The organism is Haemophilus sp. HMSC71H05 (assembly GCF_001838635.1).
In the GTDB taxonomy this organism is placed as follows: domain Bacteria; phylum Pseudomonadota; class Gammaproteobacteria; order Enterobacterales; family Pasteurellaceae; genus Haemophilus_D; species Haemophilus_D parainfluenzae_R.
Genome location: NZ_KV838026.1, coordinates 499,568 through 516,844 on the forward strand (window position 1 = coordinate 499,568; position 17,277 = coordinate 516,844).

Here is a 17,277-nt window from a genome sequence, read left to right on the forward strand (position 1 = left end):
AAACATAAAAGTGCGGTTAATTTCAACCGCACTTTTTTATTATTTAATTTGCAACAAAATCGACCAATCCCACTCCGTTTCATTCAAACGATATTGTTCTTTTAATGCGGGTCCACAAGAATTGGAGCCAACCCCACTCATTTTATAATCCACACACAAGATCGTACTGCCACTTTTCTCCAAATCATATTGGTGCTTTTTACTGCCCAATTCTTCTTGAGAATAAGGGGAAACATTCATGCTAAAAAGCGTATGACTTTGCACGGTAAAACAATCAGCCGAATTCACCACCTTCACCTCACGACAACCATAGTGACTGCCATTTTCTTGTGGTTTTAAATAAGGCACATGATTACTTTCTGGCGTTGTCTTATAACGACCGAAAGCCGTGGCGTGATGTTTATCCAGATAACTTTCCGTTGGACCATAGCCTACATACTGCACTTGATTAAATCCTTGATTAAGGAAGAAACGTAAACCAAAGCGTGGTAAAAATGGCAAATGCGGTTGTTTTTCAGCATGAATATTAATCTGAAGCAGCCCATTTTGCTCAATACGATACACCACATTCAATGTCAAAATTCTCGCTTTTGATACGGCGACTAGCCCCAATTTAAAGATAATTTCAACCGCACTTTCCAGCTCGGTTAAATGATAATCATAGACTCGACTCATCGCACGATCGTAACCTGCAGCAAGCCAATGTGTTTTCATTAAACTATCATTATCTAAAGGCGCTCGCCAAATATTGAAATCAGCGGCTTGATTTAACCACGGCTTGCCATCTTTAGTAATTTGTTGAATGGTGCCTTTATATTGATCAAACTGGTATTCAATATCTGCCACTTTAACTGAAATTAAATTGGCATGTTCTGAAACAGAAATCGAGTGATGATTTGGTTTGAATTCATTTGTGGATAATTGTGATTGCTCTGACAAAATGATCTGATCAAATCCTAAACTGAGCCCTTGGGGAATTAAACCTGTTTCTGTTTTTTGATGATAGGTCAATGTTAAAACTTGTAATGAACCGTTACTTGTCGGCAATGTTAAAGGCAAAAGTGCGGTTGATTTTGGTGTAATGTTTAAATCATCTATTTGGCCTTCTTGTATAACAGCAAAATCTTCGGTGATTTGATAATGAATCGAAATAGCCTCTGCCGCATCCGTAAAATCCAAATAATTTTTGAGTTCGATATGGCCATTTTTTAATGTAGCTCGAAGTGGACGATACACATTTTTGTATTCCAACAAATTGCTTTGAATTTGACGGTCTGCCGTCACTAATCCATCAGCACAAAAATTACCGTCATTCGGCGTGTCATTAAAATCCCCGCCATAGCCCATCTTGCTTGAGTTTGGCAAATAAGGGGAATGATTACACCACTCCCATACAAAGCCACCACAAGCGCCAGCATGTCGCTCCATGGCTTGGAAATAATCCTCTGTGTCTCCGCAAGAATTCCCCATCGCATGCAAATATTCACAGAAAAGATAAGGCTTTTGATTTTGAGTATCGGCAAAATAAGCATCCAATTCTTCCGTACTAGTGTACATTTCGCTATGAAAATCTAAATTGGATGTGTCATTTTGATGGGCTGAATGCTGAAAGATCGCATTTTCATAATGCACTAAGCGACTTGGATCGCGCTGTTTCACCCAAGCGGCAGCTTGCTCAAAGTTCTCACCGTATCCACTTTCATTTCCCAATGACCAAATCACAACAGAAGGCCGATTTTTATCTCGCTCAACATTGGCATAAGTGCGGTCTAAAATGGCTTGATTAAATTCAGAGCTTCGAGCCATATAACAATAATTGTCGATTGTTTTTTGACGAATTGCGTCATGATCAATCTCTGTTTTTACCCCTAACAAAATACTGGTTTCTGGCGACTCCACATAGACTGCATTCGTACCGTGCGATTCAATATCGCTTTCCGCAATCACATAAAAACCATATTCATCACACAATTCGGTAAACCAAGGGGCATTTGGATAATGCGCTGTACGAATGGCATTAAAATTATGCTGTTTCATTAAGCGTAAATCTTGCAATGCTTGTTCGCGGCTGATGGCGTAACCGGTTTTCGGATAACTATCGTGACGATTAACGCCTTTAAACTTTATCGCTTGTCCGTTAAATAACATGACACCATTCTTCACTTCGATATGACGCAAGCCAACCTTTTGGCAAATCACTTCTGATCTATATTGCAAAATCAACGTGTATAAACGAGGGTTCTCCGCATGCCATAATTGTGCATTTTCAATTTCAGCATGAAATGCATGCCCTTTTTGTTCAATTATCAATTCGCCTTGAGGATCAAATAATTGCCAAGAAATGGATTGTTCGCGTTCTGCAAACTGACAGACCACATACAATTGAGCCTTAGTAAGCTCTTGATTCAATTGTGTTTGAATGAAGAAATCCTGTAAGTAATTTCTTTCTCGTGCTAACAGATAAACATCTCGAAAAATACCAGACATTCGGAATTTGTCTTGATCTTCCAAATAACTACCATCACACCATTTCAACACGAGAACATGTAAGTGATTTTCCTCTTGTTGTAAAAAATCAGTGATATCAAATTCACTGGTGCAATGACTAATTTGGCTGTAGCCCGCAAATTGTTGATTCACATAGACAAATAAGCAGCTATCTACTCCTTCAAAATTTAAGAGATATCGTTTTTCTGCATTGATTTCGATATTAAAAACGCGATGATATAAACCACAAGGATTTTCGATAGGCACATAAGGGGGATCAAAAGGGAAAGGATAATTTACGTTGGTATATTGATGATTGTCATAACCATAGTTTTGCCAGTTGGATGGAACGGGGATTTTATCCGTAAAGGAAAAACGAAGAAAATCTTGAGGTAAGTGAGTATAGCTTTCAAAATAAGCAAAATCCCATTCGCCATTTAGTAAGGTAAAATAAGGGGAAAATTCTCGTCTCTTTTTGACCGCACTTTCTGCTGAAGAAAAAGGAATAAAATAAGCATGATGAGGTGTGGTATTCACATGCAAGGTTTGCGGATTTTCAAAATAGCGAGGCAACGACATAAAAACTCCCAATGCAATTTAGACACATAAAAAAGGGCGCCTGAATGACGCCCACTATACCTAAAATCTTCGACTAATCTAGCGATAAGTTTATAAATCGTGATACTTATCACATTAATTTTTATGGTAATTTTGCCAAGAAGGCATAACCACCTTTTTCACTCATTATCTCAACGTTAGAATCCACTGTAATGAATGCTGACTCACCTTGTTTCAAGGAAAGTGCGGTTGATTTTTCTTGTATTTTCAGCTCGCCTTGCATCACCAACAAAATACCCGCACTTTGAAGATTTACTTTAGTATGCTTTTCGGGTTCGACACGAATTTGAGCTAAAGCAAAATCGTTTACTGGCGTTTTATAAGTAAATTCTGACTGATTTTGAGGCGCGGCTGAGATAATTTTAGGTGTTACTTCGCGACAATCCACAATTTTTAATAATTCAACAATATCGACATATTTTGGTGTTAATCCACCACGAATCACATTATCAGAACAGGCCATTAACTCCACGTTTTGTCCGCGAAGGTAAGCATGAGGAATGCCTGCATCTTGGAAAATTCCCTCTCCTTCTTTTAAATGCACGATATTAAAGAGATAAAAACACACCAAGCCTGCATCTAATTTTTCAGGCGAAATCGCCATAGCTTCCATGGTATAAAGCACCCAATAATCGGGGTTGTCTAGCGCCAACTCGCCATTTTTATAAGGCTGTTGGTTGGCTTCAATAATGGGTAATAGCCAATTTGTGAGCGTTAATTGATCCGCCAACATTACATCAGCATAAAATTCAGCAAGGTTTTGTGTGTCAAGTTTTTCAGCCAAAGGTTGCAAAGAGGGGCGCGCATTTAATGTGGCAAGAATTTGAGCTTTTGTTTTAAAACCATGTAAAAGCCAGAAATCAGATAAAGCAATCATCATTTCTGGTTTGTGATTTCTATCTTTATAAGTCCGAGTGCTGTCTGTTAATGCCACGCCTTTTGCATTTTCAGCCTCAAAGCCCTTTTCAGCTTGAGACTTAGTCGGATGCAATTGAATCGATAACGGCTTTTCAACATCTAAAATCTTTAACAAATAAGGGAGTTCATCGCCAAATTGCTGACGATTTGCTTGCCCAAGTGCGGTCGGATTTTGCAATAAAAATTCAATAAGGGATTGTTTGCCTGTTATATTCTCAATTTCAGAAGGTGCTGATGGATGAGCCCCTAACCACCACTCTGCACAAGGTTGATCTTTCGCTGAATGTAATCCAATCAATGATGCAATATAGTTTTTTCCGCCCCATGCATAATGCTGTACTTGGCCAGTTAATCGATAAATCATCTTTACCTTCTTTAAAAAAGAATAAGGATAAAAAAATCCGCTTATTTAAAGCGGATCTTTTAGTCTATAAATCTTATTTTGTTAAACTTAAAACAACAGATTCCCCAGCAATCACTTCACCAGATTTTTTCTCGATAGATGAAATTTCATCCATGTTAGAGATAACCACTGGTGTTAAAACTGATTTTGCTTTTGATTCTAATGTTGCTAAATCAAACTCGATTACTGTGTCGCCGCGTTTTACGCTTTGACCTTCGTGTGCGATGCGAGTGAATCCTTCACCTTTCAATTCAACGGTATCAATACCGAAGTGAACGAATAATTCAACACCCTCTTTTGATTCCATTGAAAACGCATGGTTGGTTTCAAAAATTTTACCAATTACACCATCAACAGGCGCCACAATTTTGTTACCTGTTGGGCGAATCGCGATACCATCACCTACGATTTTTTCAGAGAAAACAACATCTGGTACATCTTCGATATTCACAATCTCACCAGAAAGTGGCGCATAAATTTCGACTTCCACTGTTTTGTTTTCTTTTGAACCAAATAATTTGTCAAATAAGCCCATTTTAATCTCCTATCTATTAAAGATGGCTAGTATTTTAACGTAAAACTCTGTTTTTGTATCTAGTTTAACGATTTTTCTGCTAAAAAAGCTTGAATTAATTGCTCAATTTCAGCAGCGGTTGGTTTTTGTAATGCTTCATCAGCTAAGGCTTTCACCTCTTGATAATTCACATGACGAATTAATTTTTTAATACGTGGCACAGAAATTGCACTCATACTAAATTCATCTAAGCCCATACCGAGTAACAATAAGGTTGCTCGTTCATCACCGGCTAACTCACCACACATCCCTGTCCATTTACCTTCTGCATGAGAAGCATCAATCACTTGTTTGATCAAGCCGAGCACTGAAGGAGACATTGGATTGTATAAGTGAGAAATTAATTCATTACCACGGTCAACAGCTAGCGTATATTGCGTTAAATCGTTTGTACCAATACTAAAGAAATCCACTTCTTTCGCTAAGAATTTCGCATTCACCGCTGCAGATGGTGTTTCAACCATGACACCCACTTGGATGTTTTCATCAAAAGCTTTACCTTCTGCACGCAATTCAGCTTTTAAGGTTTCAAGCACTGATTTTAATTCGCGAATTTCTTCTACTGAAATAATCATCGGGAACATCACGGCAAGTTTACCAAATGCTGACGCACGTAATACCGCTCTTAATTGTGCGTGTAAAATCTCACGACGATCAAGGGCAATACGCACTGCACGCCATCCCAAGAATGGGTTCATTTCTTTTGGTAAATTTAAATATGGAAGCTCTTTATCACCGCCGATATCCATGGTACGTAATACCACTAGACGACCTTCCATTGCTTCAACCACTTCTTTATAAGCAATGAATTGCTCTTCTTCGCTTGGTAATTGATCACGATCCATAAAGAGGAATTCTGTACGGTATAAACCGACCCCTTCAGCACCGTTACGGTGAGCCCCTTCGCAATCGCGAATCGTACCAATATTAGCCACAACATCGACTTTATGACCATCAAGGGTCACCGCTGGCAAATCTTTTAATTTTGCTAACTCTGCTTTTTCTTCAGTGAGTTTTGCTTCTAATTTTTTTAATTCATCAATTTCAGCTTGACTTGGATTCACGTAAACACAGTTGTTTACCGCATCTAAAATAAGATAATCACCTGTATTCACTTGAGCAGTGACGTTATTCGTCCCCACAATAGCCGGTAATTCAAGTGAACGAGCCATAATTGAGGTGTGAGATGTTCTACCACCAATATCAGTGATAAAACCTAATACTTTTTCTAAGTTTAATTGAGCAGTTTCTGATGGGGTTAAATCGTAAGCCACAAGGATGGATTCTTCGGTAATATCACCAAGATCTACGATGTGCATACCTAAAATATTTTTGATTAAACGATTACCGATATCGCGAATATCACCTGCACGTTCTTTTAAGTATTCATCATCAATTTCAGACAACATTTCAACTTGTTGATCGATGATTTTACTTGCTGCCACACTCGCATTCACTTTGTTTGAACGAAGATAATCAATAATTTCCTCTTCTAACTCTTCATCTTCAAGGATCATTAAATGGCCTTCAAAGATAGCCGCTTTTTCTTCACCTAAGGATTTTAATGCACGTTGATGAATAGAATTAAGTTGCTCAACGGCCGCTTCACGGCCCGCATAAAAACGGGCAACTTCTGCCTCAACTTGATCTTCTGAAATTTTTTGCGTATCAAGAACAATTTTTTCTTCTTTTAATACTAAGGCTTTACCAAAAACAATACCTGGTGACGCTGGAATACCTGTAATCATACTTTTACCTTCCGAGATAATTTATTAAAGGTTAGATAAACAATAGCCATAGAATAGAAATCCTATGGCTAATCGTAAATTATTCTAAAGTAGGAATTAATGCTACTAAATGTTCAACGGCTTGTTGTTCGTCTTCACCTTCCGCCGAGATGGTGATTACAGTTCCTTGCGTTAAGCCTAAGGTTTGTAGCTTAAATAGGCTTTTCGCACTTGCACTTTTACCACCAGAGGTCACTGTTACATCAGAAGCAAATGCTTTAGCTTCTTTAACAAATTGCGCCGCCGGACGGGTGTGTAAACCATTAGGAGCTGTAATTTCTACATCTTTTGAGAACATAATGTTACCTCTTATAGTAATTGTAAAATTTAATCTATAAATCCGCTGTAGTATCTCTATTAAATGCCCAATAATCAAGGCTAAACACAAAAAAACTTGAGCTACGTCACGAAATTCGGCGTAATTTATACCTAATTTACAGTAATTTGTCTACTATACAGAAAAATGACGCTGTGATTTCGTCTCACTCAAGCTTTCAATGAGGCGATGATAATTCTCATAGCGTATAGCTGAAATCCGACCTGCTTCGACAGCCTCACGTAATGCACAGCCAGGATCGTTCAAATGCTTACAATCTCGGAATTTACATGTACCTAAGACATATTGAAACTCACGATAGCCTTTGGTGATCTGATCTGGCTCCAAATGCCATAAACCAAACTCACGAATACCCGGTGAGTCAATCAAATTACCACCTTGTGGCAAATGGTATAAACGAGAAGAGGTTGTGGTATGTTGCCCCAAGCCTGAGGTTTCACTAATACCGCCTACTTGTGCATTGACGGTTGGTAAAATATGGTTAATTAAACTGGATTTGCCTACCCCTGACTGCCCCACAAAAATGGATGTTCCATCACTTAAAAGTGAGGTCAATTTTTCCATATTTTTTCCAGTTTCAGCAGAAATGATGATGGTCTGATAACCAATATCACGGTAAATCTGTAACTGACTTTCCACTTCCTGCTCTTGCTCCGAATTCAGTAAATCGCCTTTATTTACCACGATGACTGGCTCGATCCCCGCATTTTCACACACCACTAAATAACGATCGATAATATTGAGTGAAAGTACTGGCACAACCGCAGAAACAATAATAATACGATCGATATTCGCCGCGATTGGTTTCAGCCCATCATAATAATCTGGACGAGCAATTTCATTTTGTCTTGGGTGAATGGCTTCAATCACGCCGCTCACACCTTGGAGCTGTTCATTGCCTTGCCGCCAAATCACTTTGTCTCCAACCACGAGACTAGAAAGTGTACGACGTAAATTACAGCGGAAAATTTCGCCTTGTGCATTTTCTACGTCTGCATGAACCGAATAACGCGTGACCACTACCCCATCTTGGCTTTCGCCTAGCATATCATCTTGCCATTCCACTTCTTTCTTCTTGTGGCGATGCAAGGCTTTCGCGTTATTTGATTGAATTCGACGAGTTTGATTTTGCGTGAGTTTACGTTTGCTCATAAAGTTCGGTCGTTTTTTCCGATGTTTTTCGTTAAAATAAACGAGATTAAAAAATGTTCATAGGATACCTTATATTATGCAATTAGATAAACAAAATCTGATTTGGATCGATTTAGAAATGACAGGATTAGATCCTGAAAAAGAACGAATTATTGAAATCGCAACCATCGTGACAGATAAAGATCTCAATATTTTAGCGGAAGGCCCTGTGATTGCGGTGCATCAAAGTGATGAATTATTAAACAAAATGTCGGAATGGTGTGTAAAAACACACACGGCAAATGGCTTAGTTGACCGTGTCAAAGCGAGCAAACTCACCGAACGTGCGGCTGAATTACAAACATTAGATTTTTTAAAACGATGGGTACCAAAAGGTGCTTCACCGATTTGTGGCAACAGCATCGCACAAGATAAACGCTTTCTTTATAAATATATGCCTGATTTAGCCGATTATTTCCATTATCGTCATGTGGATGTCAGTACATTAAAAGAATTGGCTTCTCGCTGGAAACCAGAGATTTTAGAAGGATTTAAAAAAGGCAATACTCATTTAGCCCTTGATGATATTCGTGAATCAATTAAAGAGTTAGCTTACTACCGTGAGCACTTTATCAATCTGGGTTGATGAAAACTTAGGCAAACTCAATCATTTGCGAAATCTGCGCTTGCGTTGAATAAATTTTTTCGTATAATGTTGCCTCATTCACCAATGTGAAATGCGGGAATAGCTCAGTTGGTAGAGCACGACCTTGCCAAGGTCGGGGTCGCGAGTTCGAGCCTCGTTTCCCGCTCCAAACTTTCACATGATGCCCTGCGGGAATAGCTCAGTTGGTAGAGCACGACCTTGCCAAGGTCGGGGTCGCGAGTTCGAGCCTCGTTTCCCGCTCCAAATTCTCAATCCGTTGCTGAAAAGCAGCGGATTTTTTTATTGTATTTTCCCTACATATTCCCTTCAAAATACGATAAAATTCCCCAGAAACTTTAACCTAAAAAATCACTCTAAGAATGACCGAATTAACCCAATACATTCCTGATGAAGGCACGATGTTCCGTTTTGGTAAAAAACTGGCAGAAGTGCTTGTAAAACAACCGAAAGATAATGCCATTGTGCTTTATTTTAATGGCGATCTTGGTGCAGGGAAAACAACCCTGACTCGTGGGATGGTGCAAGGTTTAGGCTACCAAGGCTATGTCAAAAGCCCTACTTATACGTTAGTGGAAGAATATAGCATTGCAGGGAAAATGATTTATCATTTCGATTTATATCGTCTTGCCGATCCTGAAGAATTGGAATTTATGGGCATTCGTGATTATTTCAGCCAAAATTGCATCTGCTTAATCGAATGGGCAGAAAAAGGCGAAGGTATTCTGCCTGAGGCTGATTTACTAGTGAATATTGATTATTACGACGATGCTCGCAACATTACGCTAATTGCTCAAAACTCAGTGGGCGAGCATATTTTGACGCAACTATAAAATTGATTTACATGAAAGCAAAATTTTCGTTTCTTTTTGGAATATTTTCTCTAATTTCTACTACCGTATTTGCCGCGCCACAATGGACAATTGCCATTGATCCCGGCCATGGCGGTAAAGATCCCGGTGCTATCGGAAAAAATCTCGGCATTTATGAAAAGAATGTCACCCTTTCTATCGCGCGAGAATTAAAAGCCTTATTAGATAAAGATCCTAATTTCAAAGGCGTTTTAACACGCAGTAGCGATTACTACATTTCCGTGCCAGAACGTTCCGAAATTGCACGTAAATATAAAGCAAATTTTCTCGTGTCTATCCATGCAGACTCCTCTCTTAATGCAGATCAACGAGGTGCATCTGTTTGGGTGCTATCCAATCGTCGTGCCAACGATGAAATGGGGCAATGGTTAGAAGACGATGAAAAACGCTCTGAGCTTTTAGGCGGTGCAGGTAAAGTACTTTCAAATAACAATGACAAATATTTAGATCAAACCGTACTCGATCTACAATTTGGTCATAGCCAACGTACAGGCTATGAACTTGGTAACAGCATTTTACGTCGCTTTGCTCGCGTGACCTCATTAAGTCGCAGCACTCCACAACATGCGAGCCTTGGCGTATTGCGTTCACCCGATATTCCTTCTGTTCTGGTGGAAACAGGTTTCCTTTCCAATATGGAAGAAGAACAAAAACTGAATACCATTGCTTATCGTCGCCGTATTGCTTATATGATTTATGAAGGCTTAGTTGCTTATCGTAATGGTAATTTAAAAGCAATTGCCGTTCCACCTAGTGATGAGCAAGACAGCAAATCTACAAAATCAAACGATAAAAACAATGAAAAATCTGACCGCACTTCTGATGTGAAAGACAGCGGTATTCGCCATAAAGTGAAACCAGGTGAAAGCATTGGTAGCCTGGCGAACAAATATGATGTCAAAGTCAGTGAAATCATTGAGTTAAATAAACTGAAACGCAAAGAACTTTGGCTAAATGAAACCATTAAAATTCCTGATAATGGCAAAGGCAAAAAAGCGGAAGAACCAACTAAAAAAGAAGAGAAAAACACCGAAAAATCTGACCGCACTTCTGATGTGAAAGACAGCGGTATTCGCCATAAAGTGAAACCAGGTGAAAGCATTGGTAGCCTGGCGAACAAATACGATGTAAAAGTCAGCGAAATCATTGAATTAAATAAACTAAAACGTAAAGAACTTTGGCTGGATGAAACCATTAAAATTCCTGATAACGGCAAAGGCAAAAAGGTAGAAGAAAAACCTAAATCGGATGATAAAGCCAAAGCCGATAACAAAGGAAAAAACAGCAAAATTGTTGAAGCTGAAAAAGCCGTTTCTAAAAAAGAGCAAAAACAAGAAAAAGCTGAGAATAAAAAAGAGCCTGAGAAAAAAAGTAACGATAAAAAAGACACCTCTTCAAAAGGAAATGAGAAGAAAGATGATGGCAAGAAAGAAATCCCGCTTTACCATACAGTGAAAGCCGATCAAACTATCTATGCTATCTCTCGTGAATACAATGTACCGGTTAATCGTCTTTTAAAACTGAACCCAACATTGAAAAACGGCAAAGTCGTAACTGGGCAAAAAATCAAACTTAAAGAAAAATAAGGAATCCTATGGCAATCAAAATTCTTTCTCCACAGCTGGCTAATCAGATTGCCGCAGGTGAAGTGGTCGAACGCCCTGCCTCTGTGGTGAAAGAATTGGTGGAAAACAGCCTTGATGCCGGTGCCAATAAAATTCATATTGATATTGAAAACGGCGGCGCCAGCCTGATTCGTATTCGAGATAATGGCAGTGGCATTCCTAAAGAGGAATTAAGCCTTGCACTCGCTCGACACGCAACCAGTAAAATTGCCGATCTCGATGATCTCGAAGCCATTTTAAGTTTAGGTTTCCGCGGTGAAGCCCTTGCCAGTATCAGCTCGGTTTCCCGTCTCACGCTTACCTCTCGTACTGCAGAGCAAAATGAAGCGTGGCAAGTCTATGCACAAGGACGAGAGATGGAAACCACAATCAAACCTGCGTCTCATCCAGTCGGCACGACGGTTGAAGTGGCGAATCTCTTTTTTAACACGCCAGCTCGTCGTAAATTCTTACGCACCGATAAAACGGAATTTGCTCATATTGATGAAGTCATTCGCCGTATTGCTTTAGCGAAATTTAATATCGCTTTTACGCTCACACATAACGGTAAAATTGTTCGACAATACCGCCCTGCGACGAATGAAGAACAACAACTAAAACGTGTTGCCGCTATTTGTGGCGATGATTTTGTTCAACATGCCTTACGTATTGATTGGAAACATGATGATTTACATCTTTCTGGTTGGGTTGCGACACCTGAATTTACCCGTTCGCAAAATGATTTAAGTTATTGCTATATCAATGGACGAATGGTGCGCGATAAAGTGATCACCCACGCCATTCGTCAAGCTTATGCGGAGCATTTGCATACTGAGCAATATCCTGCATTTGTGCTATTTATCGACCTTAATCCACATGATGTCGATGTCAACGTGCATCCAACAAAACACGAGGTACGTTTCCATCAAGCTCGTTTAATTCATGATTTTATCTGCCAAGGCGTAATAAACGCGCTCAATGCCATTCCTCAAGCTGAATTGGATTTAGTGCCAACGATGAATGAGGCAAGAGAGCCTTCGGCTTCATATCAAACCCATTATGAACCGAAACCCAATCGTGCAGCGGCAGGGCAAAATATTTTCGCCTCGAATTATCATCAGCCTCGTGAAAAACAATCAGAAAATCAACCGCACTTTTCAAACCGTAGTGAGTACGTTCCGTCGTATGGTTATCGTGAACAACCTACAAAGACCGAACAACGCTTATATGGTGAATTAGTACGTCCTGCGGAAAATTCTCAACTTTTAACAACACCTGTCGTTGAACAACAACTCCCACAGACAAGTGATGCAGGCTATTTACGCGCATTGGCATTAATTGAAAATAAAGCATTGCTTTTACAACAAAATCAGCAGTTTTATTTGATGTCATTAGCTAAATTGCAAGCCTTAAATTATGAATTAACCTTACAACAAGGTGAAATTCCACAACAACCATTGCTCATTCCGATTATTTTCCGCTTAGATGAAAAACAATTTGAACAATGGCAAAAACAAAAAGCTTTTTTCCAACAAAGTGGTTTTGAATTTATTGAAAATGAAGCTCAGCTACGTCTTACATTAAATAAAGTGCCTGCAATTTTACGTACACAAAACTTACAAAAATGTGTGGTGAGCCTGCTTGCTGAACATGTAGAAAATATGCCTGATTTTCTGACCGCACTTTGTCAGACGCTAGAGATGAAACCGATTGAGGTGTTAGCGGATGCAGTCGGCTTATTAAGTGAAACGGAACGCTTACTGAATAAAGCTCATCAAGAGAAATTTAATACATTACTGAAACCAATTAACTGGCAGCCTTTTTTAACTGATTTGTAATATGACACAAAAAACTGACTCCAAACCAACCGCACTTTTTCTGATGGGGCCGACGGCCTCCGGAAAAACAGATCTTGCTATTCAATTGCGTCAAAGCCTGCCAGTGGAAGTAATCAGTGTTGATTCTGCATTAATTTATAAAGGCATGGATATTGGCACGGCAAAGCCTTCTAAAGAAGAACTTGCCCTTGCTCCTCACCGCTTAATCGATATTCTAGATCCCGCTGAAAGTTATTCTGCGATGAATTTTCGTGACGATGCGCTCAGAGAAATGGCCGATATTACCGCGCAAGGTAAAATTCCGCTTTTGGTTGGCGGCACCATGTTGTATTACAAAGCATTGATTGAAGGACTTTCCCCCCTTCCATCTGCTGATGAAAAGTTACGATTAGAAATTGAAGAAAAAGCGCAAAAACTTGGCTGGCCTGCTCTTCATCAAGAATTACAAAAAATTGATCCTATTTCTGCAGAGCGTATCAATCCAAATGATTCTCAGCGCATTAATCGTGCATTAGAAGTATTCTATTTAACGGGCAAATCATTAACGGAATTAACTGAACAAAAAGGCGAAGAATTGCCTTATCAATTTTTACAATTTGCTATTGCTCCAGAAGATCGTGCGCTGCTACATCAACGTATCGAACAACGTTTCCATAAAATGATCGAATTAGGTTTCCAAGAAGAAGTGGAAAAACTCTATCAACGAGAAGATCTCTATCCAGATTTGCCTTCTATCCGCTGTGTGGGCTATCGCCAAATGTGGGAATATTTACGAGGTGACTATGATCATGAAGAAATGATCTTCCGTGGCATTTGTGCGACTCGCCAATTAGCCAAACGACAAATCACCTGGCTGCGCGGCTGGAAAACACCATTAAATTGGCTAGATAGTCTGCAACCGCAACAAGCCAAAGAAATCGTACTACGCAAGATTGACGAACATTTTAAGGGGTAAATTATGGCGCTTTCACTTCCGCTTTCGACTGAAAAACTCATTCAACTTGGCGAAGTGCTTTGCCAATATTTCCCTGAAATGAATCTTGATGAATTAACCCAACAAATCGAGCGAGACGCAACAGATCTCACGACTCCAATCGGACAAATCAACTATGCCATCAGTCTGTCTGATTTCTTGGAAAAAGTCTTAAAAAAACACCCGCACTTTTTAGCTCAATGGTGGCAACATCCTCCTCAATTTTCAGATTGTCAACATTATGCTAGCCGTTTAGCTGACCAACTTTCCACTATCCAAAACGAAGAACAGCTTTACAAAACACTACGAGATTTTCGTAATCAAGAAATAGCGAAACTCAGTTTCTGTCAAAGCTTGAATCTTGCCACCGTAGAAGAAATTTTTATTCGTCTTTCTCAACTTGCTGAGAGTCTTATCATCGGTGCGAGAGATTGGCTGTATAAACAAGCTTGCGAAGAAATGGGCACACCTTGTAATGAAAATGGCAACCCTCAGCAACTCTATATTCTTGGCATGGGAAAATTAGGTGGTTTTGAGCTAAATTTTTCCTCTGATATTGATTTAATTTTTACTTACCCTTCACAGGGAGAAACCGTTGGTGCAAGACGAGCTGTTGATAACGCCAAATTTTTTACGCGTTTAGGACAACGTCTGATCAATGCTTTAGATCAATTCACGCCAGATGGCTTTGTCTATCGTACAGATATGCGCCTTCGCCCTTTTGGCGACAGCGGTGCGCTTGCCTTAAGTTTTTCTGCGATGGAGCAATATTACCAAGATCAAGGGCGAGACTGGGAACGCTATGCTATGATCAAAGGGCGTATTTTAGGCGCTGATGCACAAGATCCCAATGTAAAAACCTTACAACAATTACTTCGTCCTTTTGTGTATCGACGCTATATTGATTTTAGTGTGATTCAAGCTTTACGTGAAATGAAAGGTAAAATTGAGCGTGAAGTACGTCGTCGTGGCTTAAAAGACAATATTAAACTAGGCGCAGGCGGGATTCGAGAAATCGAATTTATTGTGCAAGTTTTTCAACTGATTCGTGGTGGCCGCGAGATTAAACTCCAACAACATGAATTGCTTAAACTTCTACCCGAAATACGGGATCTCGGTTTAATTACGCCTCAACAATATCATGAATTAAGAGACGCTTATATCTTCCTTCGTCGCACTGAAAACGTGCTACAAGCTATTGATGATCAACAGACGCAACTTCTCCCAACAGATGAAGAAAATCGTCTTAGATTAATGATCGCTTGTCGAAAATACACTTACTTAGATGAGAACAATCAGCCTACGATAAAATCTTATCCAATTGAAAACTGGGATGATTTCTATCAAATACTACAAGCACACCAACAAAAAGTGCGGTCAGTTTTTGATGCATTAATTGGTGAAGAAAAAGATGAACGTACCGATGACAATAATCAGTGGATTGATTTTTTAGAAAGTGATCTTGATGACATTGAACAAATGTTGGTTGATAATCACATTGATGATGACGCAATTTCCGATATCTTAGATAAACTTATTCAATTCAAAGAGGGGCTTGCGCGCCGTGCTATTGGCTCTAGAGGTCGAGAAGTTCTAGCTCACTTATTACCAAATATCTTCACTCAAATATTTGAACAAAAAAATTACCGCACTTTATTGCCACGCATCCTCAACATTGTCGATAAAATTGCGAGTAGAACGACTTATTTGGAATTGCTCTTAGAAAATCCTCAAGCCATTAAGCAGCTTATTGAACTATGTGCGCAATCCCAGATGATTGCCGAACAAGTGGCTCGCTATCCTATTCTACTCGATGAATTATTAAATACTGAAGCGCTACGTAATCCATTGCCGTTCACACAGTATCCTGATGAATTGAAGCAATATATGCTGCGATTACCGCAAGATGATGAAGAACAATTTATTGACGGTTTACGCCAATTCAAACAGTCTATTTTATTACGTGTTGCAGCCGCCGATATTCTCGGCGTATTGCCTGTTATGAAAGTGAGCGATCATCTCACTTATCTGGCTGAAGCAAGTATTGATGCCGTTGTCAATTTTGCCTGGCAACAAGTTAGTCAACGCTTTGGTGTACCGGAACATCTAGTAGGTAAAACAGAAAAAGGCTTTTTAGTCATTGGCTACGGTAAATTAGGCGGAATTGAACTCGGGTATAAATCCGATTTGGATTTAGTCTTTTTATACCAAGCGGTTGAAGGCCAAACTATTGGAGGGAAAAAATCCATTGATAGCAATCAATTCTATTTAAGATTGGCTCAAAAAATTGTCAGTATTTTCAGCATGAATACTAGTGCAGGCGTACTTTACGATGTTGATATGCGATTACGACCTTCAGGCGATGCGGGCTTACTAGGCTGTTCGCTTCAAGCATTTGAAAACTATCAACTCAATGAAGCATGGACTTGGGAAAAGCAAGCACTTGTCCGTAGCCGTGCCATTTTTGGAGAAACTGAATTAAAAGCAGCATTTGAAAAAATTCGCTGTAATGTACTTTCGGCTCAAAGAAATATTAATCAGCTAAAAATTGAAGTAAGAGACATGCGTGAAAAAATGTACGAACATTTATCTCACACAAAAGAAGGCTTCTTTAATATCAAAACAGATCGTGGCGGCATTACCGATATTGAATTTATCGCCCAATATCTGATGCTCGCAAATGCTCCAGCTAATCCAATATTAACTAAATGGTCTGATAACGTCCGAATCTTTGATTCAATGGCAGAATATCATATTATTTCTCTAACAGAATGTGAAAAACTCAAATCCTGCTACGTGACACTACGTAATAAAATTCATCACCTGAACTTACTAGGAAATCCTGTCATTGTTGATGATTCGGCATTTGCAGAAGAAAGGGAATTTGTTTGTTCTTTCTGGAATAAGCTCTTTTCTTAAAAGATTAAAGGAGTCTGTCCCTAGATATTTGGGATAAATTCCTTTTTATATATTTATTCTTTGCGTAAAAATAGCCTAATTTCCTACCGCACTTATATTGTCAAAGTAATCTTTAACTAAACTCCATAAACAAAAACCCCAAGCTCTTCAGC

The 17,277-nt window shown here is 39.2% G+C and carries 12 protein-coding genes and 2 tRNA genes; 8 read left to right on the top strand and 6 right to left on the bottom strand.

The features are described from left to right. Positions 1-39 precede the first annotated feature (39 nt). The 6 genes from HMPREF3279_RS03780 to rsgA all read right to left on the bottom strand — a co-directional run bounded on the left by HMPREF3279_RS03780 (position 40) and on the right by rsgA (position 8,276). A complete protein-coding gene (locus tag HMPREF3279_RS03780) occupies positions 40-3,066 on the bottom strand; it encodes a glycoside hydrolase family 2 TIM barrel-domain containing protein (RefSeq protein ID WP_070868122.1) in 3,027 nt (1,008 codons plus the stop codon). Between the two features lie 121 nt (positions 3,067-3,187). Continuing rightward, the gene (gene manA / locus HMPREF3279_RS03785) at positions 3,188-4,387 is read right to left on the bottom strand and encodes a mannose-6-phosphate isomerase, class I (RefSeq protein ID WP_070868123.1); all 1,200 of its coding nucleotides are present in this window, start codon (positions 4,385-4,387) and stop codon (positions 3,188-3,190) included. A gap of 73 nt (positions 4,388-4,460) precedes the next feature. Further along, positions 4,461-4,961: a PTS glucose transporter subunit IIA gene (gene crr, locus HMPREF3279_RS03790; protein ID WP_049374055.1), complete on the bottom strand. Its 501-nt coding sequence runs from the start codon at positions 4,959-4,961 to the stop codon at positions 4,461-4,463. A 59-nt stretch (positions 4,962-5,020) separates the two neighbouring features. Beyond that, positions 5,021-6,748 (bottom strand): phosphoenolpyruvate-protein phosphotransferase PtsI, encoded by a 1,728-nt coding sequence (gene ptsI / locus HMPREF3279_RS03795; RefSeq protein WP_070868124.1) that lies wholly within the window; start codon positions 6,746-6,748, stop codon positions 5,021-5,023. 79 nt (positions 6,749-6,827) lie between these two features. Beyond that, positions 6,828-7,085 (bottom strand): phosphocarrier protein Hpr, encoded by a 258-nt coding sequence (gene ptsH / locus HMPREF3279_RS03800; RefSeq protein ID WP_005695633.1) that lies wholly within the window; start codon positions 7,083-7,085, stop codon positions 6,828-6,830. A gap of 153 nt (positions 7,086-7,238) precedes the next feature. Next, entirely contained in the window at positions 7,239-8,276 is a 1,038-nt protein-coding gene (gene rsgA, locus HMPREF3279_RS03805; RefSeq protein WP_070868125.1) for a small ribosomal subunit biogenesis GTPase RsgA, read from the bottom strand. Between the two features lie 76 nt (positions 8,277-8,352). Here rsgA and orn point away from each other — a divergent pair, with 76 nt between their 5' ends. The 8 genes from orn (at position 8,353) to glnE (ending at position 17,125) form a co-directional block, all read left to right on the top strand. Then, positions 8,353-8,901, top strand: coding sequence for an oligoribonuclease (gene orn, locus HMPREF3279_RS03810; RefSeq protein ID WP_070868126.1), 549 nt, complete (start codon positions 8,353-8,355; stop codon positions 8,899-8,901). 93 nt (positions 8,902-8,994) lie between these two features. Further along, positions 8,995-9,070: transfer RNA gene (locus HMPREF3279_RS03815), tRNA-Gly, on the top strand. 19 nt (positions 9,071-9,089) lie between these two features. Continuing rightward, a tRNA-Gly gene (locus tag HMPREF3279_RS03820) sits at positions 9,090-9,165 on the top strand. 116 nt (positions 9,166-9,281) lie between these two features. Continuing rightward, entirely contained in the window at positions 9,282-9,752 is a 471-nt protein-coding gene (gene tsaE / locus HMPREF3279_RS03825) for a tRNA (adenosine(37)-N6)-threonylcarbamoyltransferase complex ATPase subunit type 1 TsaE (protein ID WP_070868127.1), read from the top strand. An 11-nt stretch (positions 9,753-9,763) separates the two neighbouring features. After that, positions 9,764-11,377, top strand: a complete 1,614-nt coding sequence (locus tag HMPREF3279_RS03830) for an N-acetylmuramoyl-L-alanine amidase (protein ID WP_070868128.1) — start codon at positions 9,764-9,766, stop codon at positions 11,375-11,377. An 8-nt stretch (positions 11,378-11,385) separates the two neighbouring features. Continuing rightward, on the top strand, positions 11,386-13,233 hold the full coding sequence (gene mutL / locus HMPREF3279_RS03835; protein ID WP_070868129.1) for a DNA mismatch repair endonuclease MutL: 1,848 nt from the start codon (positions 11,386-11,388) through the stop codon (positions 13,231-13,233). Between the two features lies 1 nt (position 13,234). Continuing rightward, complete coding sequence (gene miaA / locus HMPREF3279_RS03840; protein ID WP_070868130.1) at positions 13,235-14,188, top strand: tRNA (adenosine(37)-N6)-dimethylallyltransferase MiaA; 954 nt, start codon at positions 13,235-13,237, stop codon at positions 14,186-14,188. 3 nt (positions 14,189-14,191) lie between these two features. Next, positions 14,192-17,125, top strand: coding sequence for a bifunctional [glutamate--ammonia ligase]-adenylyl-L-tyrosine phosphorylase/[glutamate--ammonia-ligase] adenylyltransferase (glnE, locus tag HMPREF3279_RS03845; RefSeq protein ID WP_083327158.1), 2,934 nt, complete (start codon positions 14,192-14,194; stop codon positions 17,123-17,125). Positions 17,126-17,277: the final 152 nt, after the last annotated feature.